Raw genomic sequence first — 20,884 nt, forward strand, 5'->3', positions numbered from 1 at the left:
TGATTTCGGCAAAATGATTCGTACTTGAAAGACATTCCAAAGCTAGTTATTCTCTCCCGCCTCTTCATATCCTGCACTCGAGGAAATAAAAACCATTCGCGGTTTAATTATTAATTAATGCTATAAATAAATATGAATTGGTACTGTTAATAAATATTTATTAATGGCATTAATAAAAACCCGCCAATCCGCAGGGATCGGCGGGTTTTTAGACTGCCGGTTATCTATCGAACAAAACGACTTTTTTGCCCACGATCGATTCTTGGGCCGCCAAGCTCAGCTTCACGGCCCACAAGCCGTCCTCTCCGCTGACGATCGGCCTCTCGCCCTTCGCGATGACTTCCGTAAATTGGGCGATCTGATATTCCAGCTCGAACAACTCGCCCGGTTTATCGACAACTTCCAGCTCATGCCGGTGCTCCCCGTCGTAATACTCGAGTCGGAACCGCGGGTCCCTGATCCGATCGGACGAGCCCGACCATTTCGCCTTCAGCACCCCTTTCGTCCCGATAAACTCGCCTGACAAATAGTGCCCGTATGCGGCCAACGTCTGATTAACAGTGGCATATCCGCCTTTCGAGAACGAGATGCCTGTGGCAATATTTTCGTACAACTGATCGGCTTCCGTGCCGGCGTCACGGGAATTGCCAAGCGCATACAAGCTGACCGGCTGCTCTTGGCCCGCAAAATACCAACGGACCAAATCGTAGAAATGGACAGGCTCCTCCAAAATCCAGTTGCCGACCCGTTTCGCGTCCTTGCGCCAGCCTCCGGAGCCGTTCCGGTAAGGGAAACGGGACAAATGCACATGGGCCGTTTTCAACTCGCCGATCTTGCCCTCGTCTATAAGAGCTTTTACTCTTCCCCACAGCGGAGAAAAGTGGAGCTCGAAGCCGATCTGGATCGTCAATCCTCGACCTGCCGCTTCGTCGATCAAGTCCCGGCATTCCTCGACGGTCAGCGCCATCGGCTTCTCGAGCAGGATATGCTTTCCGGCCTTCAGCGTCCTCAGCGCGATCTCGTGGTGCAAGTAATTCGGCACGACAATATCTACGACATCGATATCTTCGCGCTCCAGCAGCTTCGTGTAGTCCGTGTACACGTCCGTTCCAAGCTCGGCCTTCGCTTTATCGGCCGATGCCTCGGACGAGGCGGCGACGGCGACCAGCCGCGCCGACGGCGTCGATTGAATTGTCTTGGCATGGTGGCTCCCCCATGCGCCATATCCGATAAGTCCATATCGTACCGTCACTTGATGGCACCTCCCCGGAAAGCATTTTTATCGACATGAAGGCGCTGCAAAGTACGCCGGGCCTGTTCATACTCGTGGCGCGCGATCCGTTCCGGTTCGACGCCGGCTACCTGCGCTTCCAAACTGACATAACCCTCATAACCCGAATGGAGAAGCGCCAGGTAGGCAGGGGCGTGATCGACATGGCCTTTGCCCATCAATTCGACTCTGTATTGCCGGCCGGCATATCCTTTCGCTTCATCCTGCGGGTCCGTATAGAACCATACGTCCTTGGCATGTACGTGGAACAATCGGTCACCGAGCCTCCTGACGGCCACTTCGCCGTAATCTTCGCCCGCGATGGCCATATTTCCCGGGTCGAGTATCGCTCCGACATCGGGCCGCCCGATCGTATCCAGCAATCTGAGCGTCGAGTCGATCGTCTCGACCAGCGATTTATGATGGATTTCCAATACAAGCTTGACGCCGCTATCCGACAAGATGGCCGCCGCCCGGTCCAGCCAATAGGACGCCTTGTCGAAATGCTCCTGAGCCGCCTCGTGCGGAGAAGGGCCTCCGGGGCCATGGCATACCATCCGAGCTCCGACAATGGCCGCCCATTCCGCATATCGCTTCAGCAGCTCCAGCTTCCCCTCGGCTTCCTGCTCCGTCGAATTGGCGTACTGGCCGTTGATGTTCGAGTAAATGACCGGTATGGCCAATCCGTAATGTTCGGCGATCCTCTTTACTTCCTTCACCCGCTCTATGGAGCTGTCAGGCTTCAAATGGGACAAAGCTCTCAGCTCCAGGGCATCGTACCCGATTTCCGCCGCCGTCTTCGCCACGTGTTCGAACGGAGCGTCGCGCAAAACACCCGTAAATAGCGCAATGTTCATTTTCGTTCCTCCCTTGCCCGTTATCGGCGATCAATCGAAATCGTAGACGACTTGGACCGAGCTGCCGGCCTCGATGGACCTAAACACCGCTTCCGTCAAAGCCAAAATTTCCCGCCCTTCGCGCAAACCGATCGGATAAGGTGTGCCATAATCCAAGCAGCGGGCAAATTGCGCGAATTGCTTCTCGTGCAAGTTCCCGCTCTCGAGCTGGACCGTCTCCGTGCCGCTGCCGATAAACACGTTCCATTTGCCGCCTCCGGCCGCTTCGACAGCCCCCTCCGGGCCGATGACGCGGTCCGGGCACCGGCTGCGCAGCTTCGTCTTGGCGGGAAGTCCCCATGATACGGTCATTGCCCCAACGTCGCCGGATTCGTATTCGACGGTGATCGATGCGGTGTCGATCGCCAGCTTTTCCAGAGAAACAAGCTCCTGACGATCCTTGGCGAAGATGCGTCCGCTCGCGTATGCGAATTTGGCCCGCGACCGGAACACCGTCCTCCACAAGAAGAAGGAATGGCAGCATACGTCCATGACCGGTCCCATGTTGCCGTAATAATCATGCATCGCGATTTTCGGCCTGACCTCCATCAGGTTTTCGGAATTGAACAGCACGGGTCTGCCGAGCTTCCCTTCCTGGACGTATTGCGTGAACAGCTCGGCATCCAATGCATAGCTGCGCTGGAAGCCGATGCCGAACTGCACTCCCGCCTCGCGTATCGCTGCCACCATCTCGTTCGCCTGCTCCGTAGAACCCGTGAGCGGCTTTTCGCAAAATACGTGCTTGCCTTGCCCGGCTGCGAACACCGTAACCGGCGCGTGGAATTTCAGCGGCAGGCAGATCGAGACGATATCGATATCCGGCCTCGCGATGGACTCCTTGTAGTCGGCATACACTTCCCCGACTCCGAATTTGTCCGCAACCTCCTTTGCCGACTGCAGATTGATATCGGTAACGGAGACGACGCGATGACCGGCCAGCTGCCACCCTTCCACATGCTTTTTTCCCATTGCTCCCGTGCCGATGACGGCTATGCGATACGCTTTGCTCATTCTCCGAGCTCCTTTATTGATTATTTTGCGCCTTGATCTTGCTGTTCGCTTCCTCTTCGGCCAGCCGCAGCGCGGAATTGATGTCGATTTCGTCCTTGATGACTTTTTGCACATACGCGTTTAAGACGGGCCGGGCTACATCCTCGTACTTCGAACGCTTCGGACTCGGGGACGGCTTGCTTTTGAAAATGCCCTTCAAGTTTTTTCCTTTTAATCCCGGGACGTCGGCGCCGAACGATTCGAGCAGCTGCGGATCCTTGAGTGCGGGAACTTTCCCGCCTCGGGTCAGCTTCAATTGATTTTCCGCCGACGTAATCGCTTGAATAGCCGCGAAGGCATCGTCCGGGTGCTTGCTTGATGAAGAAAGCATGAGCATGAAGGCGATCGTCTCGTAACCAAGTCCGGGCGCATCCGCCAAGCTCGGATAGGAGACTACGTCCCAGTTGATCGGATTGCCCGTCTTACCCGATTCGGCCAGCTCTCCGAGTATTTCCGCGAAGTCGGGCTGCATCGCCAAATCCTGCTCCTTCTGGAACCGGCTCCTCGCATTCGTGACCGAATCTTTATTGCCGGGCAAATCGGCAACTTGCTTGTACAGCGTCAATGCCTTCTTCACCGCTTCATTGTTGATTACGGCCGTATGATTGTCCGGATTGACATAGTTAACCTGATAAGGCGCGCCGAAATTGACGAAGGCATTCGGGTTCAACGGCTTGTATGTGACCCCGTTTTCCGTCCGGGCGACTTTTTTGCCCAATGCGATCGCATCCTCCCAAGTCATGCCGTCCGTCGGGTACGACACCCCGAACTTGTCGAAAATGTCTTTGTTGTAGTACAGCGCGGAGAAGTTCAAGAAGATCGGCATCGCGTAAAGCTCGCCCTTCTCGCCCCGCTGTCTGATGATATTCACTACGTCGGTATTCAAGGCCGACAGGTCGTACTTATTTTTTTTGATCAGCTCGTTCAAATCGGCCGGAATCCCGAGGTTTTTGAAATTTTCGATTTGCCGAGAGCCGGTATAGATCAGATCCGGCACTTCGCCGGTTGCGACCAAATCCTGCAGCGTCGTTCCTTTGGCGAGACGCACTAGCTCGAGCGTAATGTGCGGATATTTCTTCTTGACCGGCTCGGCCAACAGCGACTGAAAATCTGCGTCCGTAATATCGGTGCTGTATTGCAGTACCCGGATCGTAACGGGCGACGAAGCTTTTTCCGCCGGTGCATCCGCTTGCCCATTATTCGGACCGCTGCCGCCGCAGCCGGTCAACAGGAGCAGGCCAATCAGGGTGGAGCCGATCGCGACTTTCGGTATTCTCATTTTGTATCCCTCCAAGTTTTGATGAATCTTGCTGCGTATTCAAGAACGGGATCGGCTTGCGGGCCGCGGCAATCCCAGATGATCGCGGAGCGTGCGTCCCTCGTATTCCTCACGGAACAAGCCCCGGTTTTGCAATTCGGGAACGACCAGCTCCACAAACTTGTCCAGACCGTCCGGCAAATACGGCGGCATGATGTTAAAGCCGTCGCACGCCCCCTTCACAAACCACTCCTGCAAAAAGTCGGCAATCTGAACAGGCGACCCGACAATTTTCCGGTGCAGACGGCTTCCCCCGTAAAACCGGCCGAGCTGCCGCAGCGTGAGCGAATCGGACTGCGTGAGCTTGGCTACCAGCTTAAGCCGGCTCTGCATGCCCGTCGCCTCGAGAAGCTCGGGAACCGGACCGTCCAGCGGGTGAACGGACAAGTCGTAATTGATTTGATCGGACAATATCGCCAGGCCGGCCAACGGATCCGCAAACTCCGCCAGCAGCGCCTCCGTCTCCCGGGCCTCCGCCTCAGTCCCGGCCACGATCGGCATAAGCCCCGGCATGACCTTGTTCGAATCGGGCGAACGGCCGTAAGCGGCTGCACGGGTTTTCATATCCGCGTAGAAGGAGCGGGCTCCATCCAGCGACGGCTGCGCCGTAAAGATGACTTCGGCGACGCGTGCGGCAAAATCCCGTCCGGTGTCCGACGAGCCCGCCTGCACGAGAACCGGACGGCCTTGCGGCGAGCGCGGTACGTCCAGCGGTCCGCGTACTCCGAAATGACGGCCTCGATGATGCAGGTAATGAACTTTGTCGCCATCCGCATACACTCCCGCTTCTTTGTCGAATACGAGGGCGTCCTCCTCCCAGCTGTCCCATAGACCGTTCGCGACGTCCAGAAATTCTCTCGCCCGCTCGTAACGGCTATCGTGATCCGGTATCCGCTCTTCGCCAAAATTGCGCGCTTCGTTATCGCTTGTGGACGTTACCACGTTCCATGCCGCGCGTCCGCCGCTGAGCAAGTCCAACGATGCAAATTGACGCGCCACATGGAACGGTTCGCTGAAGCTCGTCGACACGGTGGCGGTCAAGCCGACCCGTTCGGTCACACCCGCCAAAGCGGTGATCAGCGTAAATGGATCGAGACGCGCCGAATGCAACGATCGAACGGTCGCGCGGAAGCTGTCGCCGTACCGGTCGGGAATGCCGTACCGGTCGGAGAAAAATACCATATCGAACTTTCCTCGTTCAGCCGCGAGGGCCAATCGTTTGTAGTAATCCAACCGGAAAAACATGTCCGTCGGCGTCGCCGGATGACGCCAAGCGCTGGCGTAGTGCCCCGCGGCGTCGAGGAATACGCCCAGATGAAGCTGTCGTCCGCGATCCGAATTCATTTGATTCATCGTTTACCTCCCGTTATGCAAAAAAGACATAGGCTCGCCGTATGGCGGTTCTATGTCCCATTGGAATGGTTGACATCCGTTATCCTTTTGTCTTTTGAAACGATTTCTTACCTGCGCAAGTCACTCGCCCCATATTTCTTTCAGCGCCGAACGGGTTTGTATCAGAAAAGCCAGCGGTGAAGCCGGAGGAAGAGGAAGCTCCGCCCCGATCCAATCGTCGTAACCGATATCCGCCAACCCGCGGGCCGCCTCCGCCCAATTTACCTCGCCCGAGCGAAGCGGCACGATTTGACCTTGGCGCGTCGCATCCTTTACGTGTATGCGGCAAATACGCTCTATGCCCAGCTCGCGGATCCATTGCGCGGGATGTCCGAGCCGGGAATATACCGTATTGCCGATATCGTAATACAAACGGAGTTCCGGGCGGTTCACCCGATCGAGAAATTGGCGCCATTCGGACGGGCTGAGCAAAAACTGGTTGTCCACGTTTTCCAGCCCTATCGTAATGCCGTGTCGGAAAGCAACGTCGGCCGAACGTACCGCCGTATCGAGAGCATTCGCATACAGATCGGCATACAGCTGATCCGGCTCCCATCTTCCCGGAACGAGCAGCAGCACTTGCCCCCCCAACAGTCGGACCGTCTCCGCGGCCTTATCCGCGAGAGCAACCGCCTCTTGCCGCTTATCCGGATCCGTCGCACCGAACCTCGGCCAAAACAGCGGTCCTCCCCTCATGCTCGGAATAACCAGTCCTTCGGCTTCGGCCAGCAGTCTGAACTCGGCCGCATCCTCGCGAAATGAACGGACGGAAGGAAATCCGTCCGGCAAAAACGTCGGCTCGACCCCGTCGAAGCCCGCTTGCCGAATGATGGGAAGCAGAGCAAGCGCCTCCTCCCGGGAGGCAAACTCGGTCGAGAACAAAAATTTCATGTTATCGCCACCCCATATCCCATAATTACACTGTGTTTTATCGGATATATAAACTATAGCAGGGTTGTCCCGCCTCCGTCCATATCATTATGTGTTCGACTTTATTTGTCATTTTGTGATAGGCAATCGCGAATTTCTTGTTGTACTCGCCGCACCGTGTCCCTTATACTGCTTGCATAAGGAGTGGACGCCGTGCAGGACGACCCTATGGAATATGTGGAACGATATTTTTTTACCCCGTCCGTCATCGAGAAGTCGAATGCCGTTTGGCCGATTCGTCTCGGACAAAACGTTGCAAAGCCGCATTATCACGTCGGACCGAGAACGACTCCCTATTACAGCCTCCACTTCGTTTTGGAAGGCGCAGGCACCTTTATTCAAGACAGCAAAAGCTACGGCTTGAGCCAAAACGATATGTTCTGCCTATTCCCGAACCGGTCTCACGAATATTTCACGTCGGTTAGTCAGCCTCTGAAAATGGCCTGGATCGCCTTTGACGGCAAAAAGGCGCTGCCGATTTTGGAACGGCTGAATATTCGTCCCGCAGCCCCGTATGCTCCGAATGCCGTGCGTCCCGGGGTGCGGGAGCTATTGACCCGATTCTTCGGCTTAGTTCAAGCTAATGGTCATAACGCCTCGGACTTCGCCAAGCTGGGAATCTTGTTCCAGCTCTTCGAGTCGCTGGCGGACCCGGCGGCGAAAACCGAGAGCTCGGCCGGTGGACCTTCCGTCAGCTGGCTTGCGAAAGGCGTCGATTATTTGGAGATGCACTATGCGGAAGGGATTACGATCGAGAAGGTCGCTTCCTTCGTCGGAGTGGATCGCGCCCATTTCAGTCGGACGTTCCAATCGGCTTACGGGACGTCGCCGAGCAAATATTTGCAAAGCCTCAAGATGAGCGCGGCGCGGAAAATGCTCGGACAAACCTCCTGCACGCTTACCGAAATCGCGCTGTCCGTCGGGTACCCGGATTTGTTCTCGTTTTCCAGGGCGTTCAAAAAGCTCAACGGGATCTCCCCGGGCGAATTCCGCAAATCGTTGGCTTGCGGCAGTCCCCAAGTCGACGATAACGGCCATTAGTCCTCTTGGAATGCAAATCTCGGATATGCACGAAAGAAAATCCCCCACTCCTCGAACATAAGGAATGGGGGATTGATGCCGTTATAGAGTTGCATCCGGATCGTTTCCGATCACGGATTCCATACTACGAGCGTTGCCGAGCGGGCCGGCAGCTGTACGGCAATCGCGCCGCCCTGGCCTGCCGTTGCGGTGCCCGCCGGAGCCACATGCGTCTTCGAGTCGAAGCGGTAAAGCTGCGCCGAGCCGCTCATGGCTTCGTCGGACTTCACCTCGGCTTTGCGGACTACCGTGTCTTTATTGAACAAGAGCACATACAGTCGACCATCCGCGCCTTCGATCGTGTAAGCGCCGACGGCGTTTTCATTGCTCGAATTCGTGCTGACGCTCGTGCCGCTCACCTTCGAGCCGCGACCGTCATAATCCAAGTACAGCTTGAACGCGTCCTCGATATAGGTACCGGCCTTCATGGCGCCGAAGCGGGTAGCGAGATCGACGCCTTCGCGTCCGAATATCGCCAGCGCCTCCGCTTGCGCCAAGCCTGCGGTGATGCCGTCGCCGTTGCCGAAGTTGTATTCGGTTATGGCAAGCTTCATGCCCGGCATATGCTGCTCGATCATCTCTTTCATTCGCGGAATAAGCCGGATCGGCTCCTGAATCCACGATTGGTCGACGAAGTTCGGGTCGTACAACGACTTCAGCGACTGGAAGCGGCGCTTGGCGGCTGCCGGACCTTCCTCGCCGGACGTCACGACATTTTCCTGCGGATAGAAATGAATGTCCAGATAATCGACCAGCTGTACGCCCTTCGATTTCTTGTACTCGCTGATCTTCTGGAGGTACCATTCCAGGAACGGCTTGCCGCCGTGCGCCTGCCGGTCGGGACCGTCCGCGCAGTTATCGGCGGAAGAGTAGAAATACGCGCACCAGCCCCACGATGTCGGACCGTAGATGTTCGAGTTGGGGTCCTTCGCCTTGATCGCGCTGCCGTATTGCTCCGTAAAGCCCCAAATCTCGTCATACGTCGGCGCATTCGGATGAACGTCGCGATGCGTGACGTGCCATATTTCCGGCTCGTTGTCGAGCGCATAGTCGTTAACCCTATCGGACGTACGCCCTTTGAGATGGTCCATCCAGCGGGTGACGAAGTCTGGTCCGATCCGCTTGGACGTATCCAACGGATCGTTGTTCTCGATCAGCGTGCCGTCCGGCCGCACGCCATTGCCGGCGTCGCGGCGTTCGTCCGCCCTGCTTTGCTGCGGGCCGTACTTTTGTTGGGAAAATCCATAGTCGATCGCCCTTGCCTTCGGCGTCCAACCGATCGTCGGCACGGTAAGCAGCACCTTCCCGTTTTGAGCCAGCACTCCATCCACGAAACGGTCGGACGTGGAACCGTGCGGAAGCTGCTCTGGACGGTCGTTCTCGTACGGATAATTGATAAAATACCAGTCCGATGCGCGGTTGGCCACGTCCAGCTCCCAGTTGTAGCGCGTCGTATTATTGCCGCCCCACCGTTGAACCGGGAAAGCCAGAGAAGAATCGTTCGGATGCATATCGTTGAAGTTGATGCCGTAAATGTCCGGATTGACCACGCGCCGTTCCGCCGACGTGTCGATACCGACCTGCACGGTCGGAAGCTCCGGCTGCGGCAGCCGTCCCGCCTGCAAATTGCGCAGCAGGAAGACGTCGTCGATATATACGGCAGCCTGGTTGTCTTCGGTGGCCGCTTGGAAAATGATGCCGTCGAAGCGACCTTCCGACAAGCCCATGTCGGCGAAATTGACCACTATGCGGGTCCATTGCCCCGCCGGAAGCTTGCCTTCCGGCGCATAATCGGCCAAATTGACCGCACCAAGCGGCGTATAGTTATCGTAGGCGTGTACCATCAGCTTCTGTCCGCCCGTCGTCCCGCCATGGATCCAAAACTCGATGCCGTAATAGTCGGCGATTTCGCGCTTGGTCTGGCTGCCGAACCATACGCCGTCCCAGCCGTCCGGCTCGAACTTCACGGATCGTGTTCCTTTGTGGACCTGCTCCGTATTGGCCAAATCTTTCTCGTGCCAGCTGCGGTTGAAATAGCCGGCGGTCAAGCCGTCCTCGTATACGGGCTCCTGACCGATTTGCGCGACTTGCACGTAAGCGGATGCCGTATGATTTTTGTAGGACGCGGTAATTTTGGCAATACCCGCCGCCTTAGCCGTCGCCAGCCCTCCGTCGATCCGCACGATATCCGGACGATCGGACTGCCACTCCGCTTTATTCGATACAATATCCGTAACTCCATTATCCAGAAACGCTTCGGCATCCAGCCTGAACGTCTCTCCCGGCAGCAGCACGAGCTGGTGGGTGTTCATCCGGACTTCCACGATGGCCGGTGGAGCCACATATTTTTTCACGAGCGCGATATCGTCGAGATATATGGGCGCTTGATCTCCGGCGTTCGCACCCGCGAGCAAAATGCCGTCGAACAAGCCGTTCGGAAGCCCCAGATCGGCGAGCATCAGCTCGATCTTCGACCAGCCGCCCGACGGGATGCCTCCAGGAATCAGATCGCCCAGCAACCTTTCGGACACCGGCTGACCGCCCGCCATAAAGACGAGCTTGACCTTCTGTCCGCCTGCCGGGCCGCCGTTTATCCAAATTTGCAGCTTCTCGTAGTCTTTCGTCGTAATGCCCCAACTGCTGTACAGATACAGCCCGTTGTCGTTGTCCGGCTCGAAACGGATCGAGCGGCTGCCCGAGCGGATCGTATACGACTCCTGCAGGCTGCGCTGGGCCCAGCTGTAATCGGTGAACTGCCCGTTCAAGGCGTCGTCGAATACATAGATGCCGTCAACCGGCTCGATCGGAATGCCTTGGGATGGAACGGCCGGTACGACTTCTACCGGCAAAACCGCCTCCGAGCCGCCGTATACGGCACGGATCGTCGTCAATCCCGCCTTCGCACCGGTCACGAGCCCAGCCAATACGCGGGCTACCGTTTCATCGGCGGACGACCAGACCGATTCTGCCGTCACATCGCGGCTTGATCCGTCGGACAACGCGGCCGTCAACCGTTCCTGCCGTTGCTCGCCCTCTTTGACCGTCGCCGCCTGCTCGCCGAAGCTCAAGCCGACAAGCTGCGGTTGTTGGTTGCCCGGCTGCTGCCCTCCGGGCTGTTGTCCTCCAGGCTGTTGTCCGCCTGGTTGCTGACCCCCGGGCTGCTGGCCGCCCTGCCCTTTCAGGAACGCGATATCGTCGAGATATACCGGCTCCTGTTCGCCGTCTCCCCATAGCTGAATACCGTCCAGAAGCCCGTTTACTCCGATATCCTTCAGCTTCACAGTCACTTCCGACCATTGACCGGACTTCACTCCGCCCGGCAGCAAAGCGCCCACTTCCCGCGCCGCTACCTCCTGACCGCCCAGCGTCAAAACGAGCTTCAGCTTCTGCCCGCCGGTCGATCCGCCGTGAATCCAGAACCGGAACGTATCGTAATCGTCCGCGTTCAGGATCCGGTCTTTATAGAAATACAACGCCTTTCCGCCATCGGGGTCCATCCGGACCGACTTGCCGCCTCCATGCACGATCCGCGTCTCCGCCAGCTCGGTGTCCGCCCAGCCATAATTGGCAAATTCGGGGGACAATGCATCGTCATAGACGGTCAGCGTTCCTCCGTCTCCGGCGGCGACCGCAGGCGCCGCAATCGCGATTTGCGTCGCCAATATCGCTCCGGTCAGCGCCAGCGCAGTCAACCGCAGCGGCTTGACGCGTTTTGTCCGTTTCGTCATTCCCACTTTACTCCCGCTCCCTCCACAGTATACGGTTCGCCATAGGCAAACCTACCCGATAATCGTATAAGGGGCGGGACTTTACGACTAGTGACGGTCTGTCACCACTTTTGTCATTATGGGGAAGACGCTAATAAAACCGACGATTTATACAGATGGAATGAGTTATAATGAACTGGACTACGACCTATACGAAAGAAGGTTTTTCGTCTCATGATCAGCATCCTAATAGCCGATGACCAGACGCTTCTGCGGGAAGGCCTGCAAACGATATTGAACCTCGAGACGGACATGTCCGTCGTCGCCGTCGCCGAGAACGGTCTGGAGGCGCTGGAGGCCGTAATCGCTCACCGCCCCGACCTCGTTCTTATGGATATTAAAATGCCGGTCATGGACGGCATCGAGAGCATGAAGAAAATCAAGAAAGACTACCCGGACACGATTGTGCTGATGCTGACTACGTTCGCCGAGGACAAATTTATCGTGAACGCGATGGCGGGAGGAGCGAACGGATTTCTACTCAAAGACATGCCGGCCGACAAAATTGTCCAGACGCTGCGCGACGCGGTCCGGGGCGACTTGATCATGCCGGCCGCCATCGCCGCCAAGCTCGCTTCCCGTCTATACGTCTTCTCCGAACAAAGCTCCGACTCTTTCAATGAGGAAGAATTGAGGAAACAAGGATTGAAGCTGACCGAGCGCGAACGCAAAATGATCATGCTCATGCTCGAGGGGCATTCGAACAAGCAAATATCCGGCGCTTTGTTTATGAGCGAAGGCACCGTCCGCAACTATATAAGCGTCATTTACAGCAAAATCGGTACGAGCGACCGGCAAGCCGCGATCGCCAGGCTTAAGGAGCTGCTTCTCCGGGATGCTACCTAAAGCGGTTGTCCGAAAAGCGGTAAGCCGGGTAAAAAACGTCGTCGTTCCGTTGCTGCTCCTTCTCGCGGCCTTCGTCTTCGTCCTTGCCGGAATTCCCGGAATTGACGACCGGGACGAGAATAGTCCGTTCATTCCCGATCAGGATTGGAAAATGAATACTCTCGCGATCGGTTGGGAGCAGTTTCGCGGAGATCGGCCGTCCGATACCGACCGATGGGAGCCGCTCGATAACAAAGCCTTCGCCAGCTTGCCCGAATACGAGGGAACGCTCTGGCTTCGCAAGACGATGCCGGACTCCATTCCATGGCGCGACCCCTATTTGTTCGTCTGGGGCGTCAAGGGCATGGAGCTGTTCTTGGACGGCAAAAGCGTGTACGCCTTCAACGTCGACGGACTCGAACGTTATATCAATCAGGCCATCCCCTTCAATCCGGTGCGTCTTCAGGAACAGGACGCCGGGAAGCAGTTGATGCTTCGATTGCCGTGGGAACATTCCAGTCTCCCCCGCACCTGGAATTTGATCGGCGAACGGTCGGTCATGCTGGCTTCCCAGATGCAATCCGATGCGCTGCTTCTGTTATGCTCCGTCCCGTTGCTGCTGGCCGCCGCCATCGCCTGCCTGCTGATCGTCCGGAGGCCGAAGGAGCGCCTTTATATATGGTTCGCCCTGTTCGCTTCGTCCTCCGGTCTGGGTCTATATTGGCTGAGATCTACGCCGATGTGGTTCGAGTCGCTGCATGGGGTGTACTACTGGCGGGATATGGCGATTCCGCTCGGTATTCTGGGTTTTGCCGGCTTTTATGCCGAGGCGCTGGGAAGCATGCATAGCCGTCTCCAAAAAGCCGTTATCGGCTTCTGGTCGGCCTACTCGCTCGCAACCGCGGCTGCGGCTGCGGCGGACGCCGGGCTGTATCGAAAATTGCTGGTGGACTACTTGCCGTACTGCATCGTTCCGGTCTTTCTGGTCGTGACGATCAATTTGATTCGTCAATGCCGGAGCAATCGTTCCCCGTCGGTCAAATGGCTGCTGCTCGGGTATGGCGTTCTTGTCCTGTCGTTTCTGAACCATATTGTATTAATCGCTTATCCGATGATGTCCGAGACTATCGCCAGGCTGTACCCCTCATTGTACGTCAAGCTTACGAAAAGTCTTCCGTTCGGCCTGCTGTTATTTATGGGATGCCTTGCGATGGTGCTCGTTCAGCGGTTTCTGGACGTATATCGCCAATCGCAAAAATATGCGGGCGAGCTGGCAGCACAGCACGAGACGCTCGTCCGCATGGACCGGCTGAAGGACGACTTTCTGCGTACGACATCGCATGAGCTGCGTACTCCGCTGCACGGGATCGCCGGTCTGACCGGTTCGATGCTGGAAGGCGCCGCCGGACCGGTCGATGAGCGGATGCGCGATAATCTGCAGCTCGTCCTGTCCAGTTCCAACCGGCTTTTGCGGCTCGTCAACGATATTTTGGATCTGTACCGGCTGAAGCATTTCGATGTTCGGCTGCAGCCGGAAGCCGTCGATGTGCGCCGTATCGCCGGAGTTGTTTTGGCTGTGCTCTCTCCTGCCGCCGACCGCAAAGGATTGCGCATGTCGCTCCGTATTCCGGATGAATGCGCCTCCGTTTGGGCCGATTCCGGCCGGTTCGAGCAAATTTTATACAATCTGATCGGCAATGCGGTCAAATATACGGAGTCCGGCAGCGTGCTCGTCCGGGCAACCCGCGATCGCTCCTTCGTTCGCATCGCCGTGGAGGACACAGGCAACGGCATGGCACGGGACAAGCTGGATTCGATATATGAACCATTTGCAGCCAGCGACGGCGCGGAAGGCGGTACGGGGTTGGGTTTGTCCATTACGAAAAGATTGGTGGAGCTTCAGGGAGGAACGATCGAGGCGAGCTCGGAGGTCGGCCGCGGCACCGTCATATCTGTTCTTCTCCCCCATACCGAAGAGCAGCCGTCAAACTCTCCGGATGCCCGTTATGCCGAGATTGCCAAATTCGTGACGGAGGACTCTCTCGATGAGCGGGACGGAATCGCGCCCGAGGAGCTGGACTTCTTGGTCGGAAAGACCGGTGAAGCAGCTGGCGGCGATATCCCGCTGTTGTTGATCGTCGACGACGAGCCGGTCAATATCCGGGTGCTGCTGAATTACTTGCAGAACGCGAGTTGCCGGCTGCTGCAAGCGAAGGACGGCTTCGAGGCGCTCGCTCTGCTCGAATCGGGCATCCGTCCCGATCTTGTCCTGTTGGACGTGATGATGCCCAAAATGACCGGTTACGAAGTATGCCGTCGAATACGCGGCAAATGGAACGGGAACGAGCTGCCCGTTATTCTCATGTCCGCGCGCAACCGGGTTGCGGACCTGGAGGAAGGCTTCGACGCCGGCGCGAACGATTACTTGCCGAAGCCGTTCGCCCAGCGCGAGCTATTTGCCCGGGTAGCGATCCAGTTGCGCCTGCTCCAATTTCACCGCTCCCTCGAGCAGCTTGTGGAAAAGCGGACAAAAGAGCTGGAAGACACGAACCGGTTATTGGCCGGCTCGGTGCGGGAAACGGCTGCGGCTCTGGCCGAACTGTCCGTTATGGAGGAACGCAACCGGATCGCCCACGAAATTCACGACGTAGTCGGCCATACGATGACCGCGGCAATCGTGCAGCTGGAGGCGGCGTACAAGCTGGCCGAGAGGGATATCGCGAGATCGAAAGAGAAGCTGGAGAACGCTCAGCAGCTCGTCCGCAAAGGCTTGAACGATATCCGCGTGTCCGTTCGGTTGTTGAAGGACGAAGGAGCTGCATTCGAGCTCGTTCCGGCCATGAAGGAGCTGATCCGCGAGACGGAAGACTCGACGGGCGTGTCTGTCGATACAACAATCGGCAACCTGCCTGATATGAACGGCTTGACCCGGCGAGTGCTGTATCACGCTCTTCAGGAAGGCTTGACCAACGGTATCCGTCACGGCCGGTGTCAAAAGTTTCGATTCGGGCTGACTGCCACGGATGCGGAAATCCGCTTGATGCTGGTCAACGACGGCATCCCTTTCGCGGATGCAAAGCCCGGCTTCGGCTTGACTGCGATGATGGAGCGTGTTCATTTGCTCGGAGGGACAGTCGAGATCCGGCCGGACTCCCCCGCGAGCGGCTGCAAGCTCTCCGTCACATTGCCTGTACCGGAATACGCCGGTAACTTTCAAGGTTGAAAGACATGAAAACGCAGAAAAACCTTGCTCGGGATAAGCGGATAATTTCCCGGACAAGGTTTTTTTCTGCGACAGTAGAACCCGCATGCAGCCCGGAGGCTCCTTGATGGAGCGGGTGCAAAGTGTTTCTTAAATAAAGGAACTATATTCCGCTATTGTCCCGAATTCCGTCATTCGTCTGAAAATAACGGAACAGACTTCCGGTATCTCGATTTTTCGGGGTAAATATGATCGTGAATCACGGAATAGCGGAACGGTTTTCCGCTATGTTGCCATCAGCACGAGTGCTCGGGACAATAGCATACTACAATTCCGCTATTTTTTGGATTCGCGGTCCCGCATGGCTCCAGCAGAGGCAATCGGCCTTCGCCTATCCTATCATGCGGCCGTTCAATTGAATATTTAATGGGATCGGACTTGCGGCGCCGCTGGCCATTTTGTCCATTATGTCTCGGTCATCGTTCCCCCATTCACGTGCAGCACTTGACCCGTTACGTACCCAGAATCGTCTGAAGCCAAATATACGTAGGTCGGAGCAAGCTCGAACGGCTGACCGGCACGGCGCATAGGGGTATTCACACCCAACGTTTTAATATACTCGGCCGTATAGCTTGACGGCTGCAAAGGGGTCCAGATCGGACCAGGGGCAACTGCGTTGACCCGAATTCCGCATTCGACCAGCTGAAGCGACAACGACCGCGTAAAAGAGACGATGGCACCCTTCGTCGAAGAATAATCGATTAGCAAAGGAGCACCCGCATAGGCGGTGACGGAAGCCGTACTAATGATCGAGCTCCCCGGCTTCAGGTGGTTTAACGCTTCTTGGGTCAGGAAGAAGTTCGGAAAAATATTCGTACGGAACGTATCCTCCAACTGCCGGCGGGAAATATTCCGAATGCTCGTCTGAGGGAACTGGACGCCTTGGTTAATTACAAGCACATCGAGTTTTCCGTAATGGGCCACCGTCTTGCAAATAACTTCGCGGCACCACTCTTCCTCCCGCAAATCTCCAGGCAAGAGCAGACAGCGACGACCATAGCCTTCAACCATGTTGCGGGTAGCTTCCGCATCTGCATGTTCGTCCAAATACGGGATAGCGACATCCGCGCCTTCCTTGGCAAACGCTATGGCGACTGCACGCCCGATTCCGCTATCGCCTCCCGTAATGACTGCCACTTTATTCATCAGCTTGCCGCTCCCGACATAAGCCGGATTGTCCGATATCGGCTGCGGTACCATGAGGTACTCGAAGCCCGGCTGTCGATCCTGATGCTGGGCCGGAAAGGAGACCGGGGTCTCCTTGCAAGTCGTTTCCATGCCATAATAAGGGTATACAGGATACATGCCTTTTCCTCCCACGATGAAATCGCATAAGGCATGATATTCACCCAGGCCGGAAACGTTACGCTTAAACCTCCACTATGATCGGCAAGATCATCGGTCTTCTTTTTGTCCGCTCGTACAGAAATTTACCGAGGTTTTCTTTAACCAACTGTTTCAGCAGTCTCCATTGCTTCATGTTGTCTTCTTGAAATTTGGCAATACTCGCAACGACTACTTCGTTCGCCTGCTCCAACAGCCCTTCGGACTCGCGAATGTATACGAACCCTCGCGATACCATGTCCGGCCCCGACAATATCGTTCCATGCGATTTGTTGATCGTAATGATCACTATAAGGATGCCGTCCTGTGACAACGATCTGCGGTCCCGCAGTACGATGTTGCCGATATCGCCGATCCCCAACCCATCCACAAGCGTCCTTCCTGACGGAACCTTTCCGGCCAATCGCGCTTCTCCATTCTGAAAAGCGACTACATCTCCGTTCTCAACAATGAATATATGATCTTGATCTACTCCGACTGCTTCCGCCAACAATCGATGCTGGTGCAGCATCCGATATTCGCCATGTATCGGGATAAAATATTTCGGACGCATCAGATGAAGCATCAGCTTCAACTCCTCTTGACTGCCGTGTCCCGAGACATGGACTCCCGTCGCAGAACCGGGGCCATAGATCACATTCGCCCCGAGCTTAAACAAGTCGTCGACCGTTCGGGACAAATTCCTTTCGTTCCCGGGAATCGGGGTCGCGGAAATGACGACCGTATCGCCGCGCAGCACCTCTACTTGTCTATGGTTATTGCGGGCTAACCGCGATAAAGCGGCCATCGGTTCCCCTTGGCTTCCCGTACATAGAACGGCTACTCGATCGGCCGGATACTTATGCACATCACCCGGCTCAATGAAAATTTCTTCCCGGGCTTGAAGATACCCGAGCTCCTTGGCGATCGTTACTACATTCACCATGCTTCTTCCGATTAATGCAACTTTACGATTCATGCTGTCGGCTGCATCTATGACCTGCTGCAGTCGATGTACATTCGAAGCGAATGTGGCGATGAACACTTTTTGACGGGCTTTTCGCATAATTTCTTCAAGGTGAACCCCTACTTTACGCTCGGAAGGGGTAAACCCGACCCGTTCCGCGTTCGTGCTTTCCGATAATAAAGCCAGTACTCCGTTTTTACCTATTTCCGCCATACGATGCAAGTCAGCGGCTTCCTCGCTAACCGGAGTCAAATCGAACTTGAAGTCACCGGTATGCACGACAGTCCCTTCGTTCGTTTGAAAAACGATGCCCAGACAATCGGGAATGCTATGATTCGTTTTGAAAAACGATACCGAGACCGTACCCAGCTGAATATCCGATTCCGGAGTGATGACGGTAAGCTCGGCCTCCTTTAGCAAATTGGCCTCTCTCAGCTTGCCTTCTACGAGCCCTAAAGTGAGCTTTGTTCCGTAAATCGGCATGCGAAGCTGTTTATAAATATAAGGCAGACCGCCAATATGATCCTCATGACCGTGTGTGAGAATAAGCGCTCGTACTTTGTCGCGGTTTTCCAACAAATAAGTAATATCCGGCACGATAAGATCGATGCCTGGCAGATCCTCATCCGGAAACTTAGATCCGCAATCAATGACGATAATATCGTCTTCATATTGGAGTACGTACATGTTCTTCCCGATTTCGCCTACGCCACCCAATGCGAATATGGATAGCTTGTTGTGGACCGAACTCATGCTCCATCTCCTCCGTATCGGTTTTCTGTATCGATTAGGTTTCCACATTGCAGATGAAATATGAATTCGGACCTGTCGAGTCAAATCCGCCCAGCCCGCATGTTGTACGAATAACCAAAGAAGACGTACTTCATCCATAAGATGAAATACGTCTTCTTTGGTTATAACGCCCCCCTAAAGGGGAATTGTTATTCCCTGAAAACTGGATGCGAAACGAATCGAGTGTAAAGCGGAATCGAGTTTACCCGATAAGGGTCTTTACCGGGCCCCGAGAAAGTATTCTGCCTACGCTTCGACAGCCTATGCTTCACTTTCTTGGGCGTTTGGATAAGCCCTCGACCGATTAGTATTCGTCAGCTGCACGCGTTGCCGCGCTTCCACCTCGAACCTATCAACCTGGTCGTCTACCAGGGGTCTTACGAATTGGGAAATCTCATCTTGAGGGGGGCTTCACGCTTAGATGCTTTCAGCGCTTATCCCTTCCGTACGTAGCTACCCAGCTATGCCTCTGGCGAGACAACTGGTACACCAGCGGTACGTCCATCCCGGTCCTCTCGTACTAAGGACAGCTCCTCTCAAATTTCCTACGCCCACGACAGATAGGGACCGAACTGTCTCACGACGTTCTGAACCCAGCTCGCGTACCGCTTTAATGGGCGAACAGCCCAACCCTTGGGACCTACTTCAGCCCCAGGATGCGATGAGCCGACATCGAGGTGCCAAACCTCCCCGTCGATGTGGACTCTTGGGGGAGATAAGCCTGTTATCCCCAGGGTAGCTTTTATCCGTTGAGCGATGGCCCTTCCATTCGGTACCACCGGATCACTAAGCCCGACTTTCGTCCCTGCTCGACTTGTGGGTCTTGCAGTCAAGCTCCCTTATGCCTTTGCACTCTTCGAATGATTTCCAACCATTCTGAGGGAACCTTGGGGCGCCTCCGTTACGCTTTAGGAGGCGACCGCCCCAGTCAAACTGCCCACCTGACACGGTCCCTCTACCGGGTTACGGTAGCAGGTTAGAACTCCGATACGATCAGGGTGGTATCCCAACGGCGCCTCCGTCGAAGCTGGCGCTCCGACTTCTCTGGCTCCCACCTATCCTGTACAGATCGTACCAAAGTCCAATATCAAGCTGCAGTAAAGCTCCATGGGGTCTTTCCGTCACGTCGCGGGTAACCTGCATCTTCACAGGTACTAAAATTTCACCGGATCTCTCGTTGAGACAGCGCCCAAGTCGTTACGCCATTCGTGCGGGTCAGAATTTACCTGACAAGGAATTTCGCTACCTTAGGACCGTTATAGTTACGGCCGCCGTTTACTGGGGCTTCGGTTCACAGCTTCGGGTTGCCCCTAACCGCTCCCCTTAACCTTCCAGCACCGGGCAGGCGTCAGCCCGTATACTTCGCCTTGCGGCTTCGCACAGACCTGTGTTTTTGCTAAACAGTCGCTTGGGCCTTTTCACTGCGGCCCCCTCGGGCTATTCACCCTACCGAGGCACCCCTTCTCCCGAAGTTACGGGGTCATTTTGCCGAGTTCCTTAACGAGAGTTCTTCCGCGCGCCTTAGCATTCTCAGCCCACCCACCTGTGTCGGTTTGCGGTACGGGCACCTTCGCCTGGCTAGAGGCTTTTCTCGGCAGCTTGAGATCATGACCTTCGGTACTGCAATGTTCCCTCCCCATCACAGCTCAGCCTTGCGATGCGCGGATTTGCCTACGCACCAGCCTTACTGCTTGGACAGACATCCATCAGTCTGCGTCACTACCCTTCTGCGTCACCCCATTGCTCGTAACGGCTTACGGTGGTACAGGAATGTCAACCTGTTGTCCTTCGACTACGCCTTTCGGCCTCGCCTTAGGTCCCGACTTACCCTGAGCGGACGAGCCTTCCTCAGGAACCCTTAGGTTTTCGGCGGATCAGATTCTCACTGATCTTTTCGTTACTCATACCGGCATTCTCACTTGTGTACGCTCCACCAGTCCTTCCGGTCTGGCTTCAAGGTATACACAACGCTCCCCTACCCAAGCACAACCAAAGTTGTGCCAGTCATAGCT

General features: G+C 55.9%; 12 protein-coding genes and 1 rRNA gene (1 of these 13 cut by a window edge). 3 read left to right on the top strand and 10 right to left on the bottom strand.

The window, feature by feature from the left end; translation table 11 throughout:
* Nucleotides 1-220 precede the first annotated feature (220 nt).
* The 6 genes from FE784_RS34120 to FE784_RS34145 all read right to left on the bottom strand — a co-directional run bounded on the left by FE784_RS34120 (nucleotide 221) and on the right by FE784_RS34145 (nucleotide 6,817).
* Nucleotides 221-1,252 carry a Gfo/Idh/MocA family protein gene (locus FE784_RS34120; RefSeq protein WP_139606725.1) on the bottom strand — a complete coding sequence of 344 codons (1,032 nt, stop codon included), beginning with the start codon at nucleotides 1,250-1,252 and terminating at the stop codon, nucleotides 221-223.
* Nucleotides 1,249-2,127, bottom strand: a complete 879-nt coding sequence (locus FE784_RS34125; RefSeq protein ID WP_139606726.1) for a sugar phosphate isomerase/epimerase family protein — start codon at nucleotides 2,125-2,127, stop codon at nucleotides 1,249-1,251. Before FE784_RS34125 ends, FE784_RS34120 begins: the two co-directional genes overlap by 4 nt.
* A gap of 30 nt (nucleotides 2,128-2,157) precedes the next feature.
* Nucleotides 2,158-3,177, bottom strand: coding sequence for a Gfo/Idh/MocA family protein (locus FE784_RS34130; protein WP_176706713.1), 1,020 nt, complete (start codon nucleotides 3,175-3,177; stop codon nucleotides 2,158-2,160).
* A 13-nt stretch (nucleotides 3,178-3,190) separates the two neighbouring features.
* Nucleotides 3,191-4,495 carry an ABC transporter substrate-binding protein gene (locus FE784_RS34135; RefSeq protein ID WP_139606728.1) on the bottom strand — a complete coding sequence of 435 codons (1,305 nt, stop codon included), beginning with the start codon at nucleotides 4,493-4,495 and terminating at the stop codon, nucleotides 3,191-3,193.
* Nucleotides 4,496-4,534: 39 nt separating this feature from the next.
* Complete coding sequence (locus tag FE784_RS34140; RefSeq protein ID WP_139606739.1) at nucleotides 4,535-5,878, bottom strand: LLM class flavin-dependent oxidoreductase; 1,344 nt, start codon at nucleotides 5,876-5,878, stop codon at nucleotides 4,535-4,537.
* A gap of 129 nt (nucleotides 5,879-6,007) precedes the next feature.
* On the bottom strand, nucleotides 6,008-6,817 hold the full coding sequence (locus FE784_RS34145) for a sugar phosphate isomerase/epimerase family protein (RefSeq protein ID WP_139606729.1): 810 nt from the start codon (nucleotides 6,815-6,817) through the stop codon (nucleotides 6,008-6,010).
* Between the two features lie 192 nt (nucleotides 6,818-7,009).
* Here FE784_RS34145 and FE784_RS34150 point away from each other — a divergent pair, with 192 nt between their 5' ends.
* The gene (locus FE784_RS34150) at nucleotides 7,010-7,897 is read left to right on the top strand and encodes an AraC family transcriptional regulator (protein WP_246132315.1); all 888 of its coding nucleotides are present in this window, start codon (nucleotides 7,010-7,012) and stop codon (nucleotides 7,895-7,897) included.
* A 110-nt stretch (nucleotides 7,898-8,007) separates the two neighbouring features.
* Here FE784_RS34150 and FE784_RS34155 read toward each other — a convergent pair whose 3' ends face one another.
* The gene (locus FE784_RS34155) at nucleotides 8,008-11,664 is read right to left on the bottom strand and encodes a glycoside hydrolase family 44 protein (protein WP_139606730.1); all 3,657 of its coding nucleotides are present in this window, start codon (nucleotides 11,662-11,664) and stop codon (nucleotides 8,008-8,010) included.
* Between the two features lie 213 nt (nucleotides 11,665-11,877).
* Here FE784_RS34155 and FE784_RS34160 point away from each other — a divergent pair, with 213 nt between their 5' ends.
* Complete coding sequence (locus FE784_RS34160; RefSeq protein ID WP_139606731.1) at nucleotides 11,878-12,549, top strand: response regulator transcription factor; 672 nt, start codon at nucleotides 11,878-11,880, stop codon at nucleotides 12,547-12,549.
* Nucleotides 12,539-15,751 carry an ATP-binding protein gene (locus tag FE784_RS34165; RefSeq protein WP_139606732.1) on the top strand — a complete coding sequence of 1,071 codons (3,213 nt, stop codon included), beginning with the start codon at nucleotides 12,539-12,541 and terminating at the stop codon, nucleotides 15,749-15,751. The genes FE784_RS34160 and FE784_RS34165 overlap by 11 nt, the downstream gene beginning before the upstream one ends.
* Before the next feature lie 444 nt (nucleotides 15,752-16,195).
* Here FE784_RS34165 and FE784_RS34170 read toward each other — a convergent pair whose 3' ends face one another.
* The 3 genes from FE784_RS34170 to FE784_RS34180 form a co-directional block, all read right to left on the bottom strand.
* Nucleotides 16,196-17,095, bottom strand: a complete 900-nt coding sequence (locus FE784_RS34170; protein WP_139606733.1) for an SDR family oxidoreductase — start codon at nucleotides 17,093-17,095, stop codon at nucleotides 16,196-16,198.
* 64 nt (nucleotides 17,096-17,159) lie between these two features.
* Entirely contained in the window at nucleotides 17,160-18,833 is a 1,674-nt protein-coding gene (locus FE784_RS34175) for a ribonuclease J (protein WP_139606734.1), read from the bottom strand.
* Nucleotides 18,834-19,156: 323 nt separating this feature from the next.
* Nucleotides 19,157-20,884, bottom strand: a 23S ribosomal RNA gene (locus FE784_RS34180) (it continues 1,213 nt past the right edge of the window).

This window comes from Paenibacillus hemerocallicola (genome assembly GCF_006265175.1).
GTDB classification, from domain to species: Bacteria; Bacillota; Bacilli; order Paenibacillales; family NBRC-103111; genus Paenibacillus_AB; species Paenibacillus_AB hemerocallicola.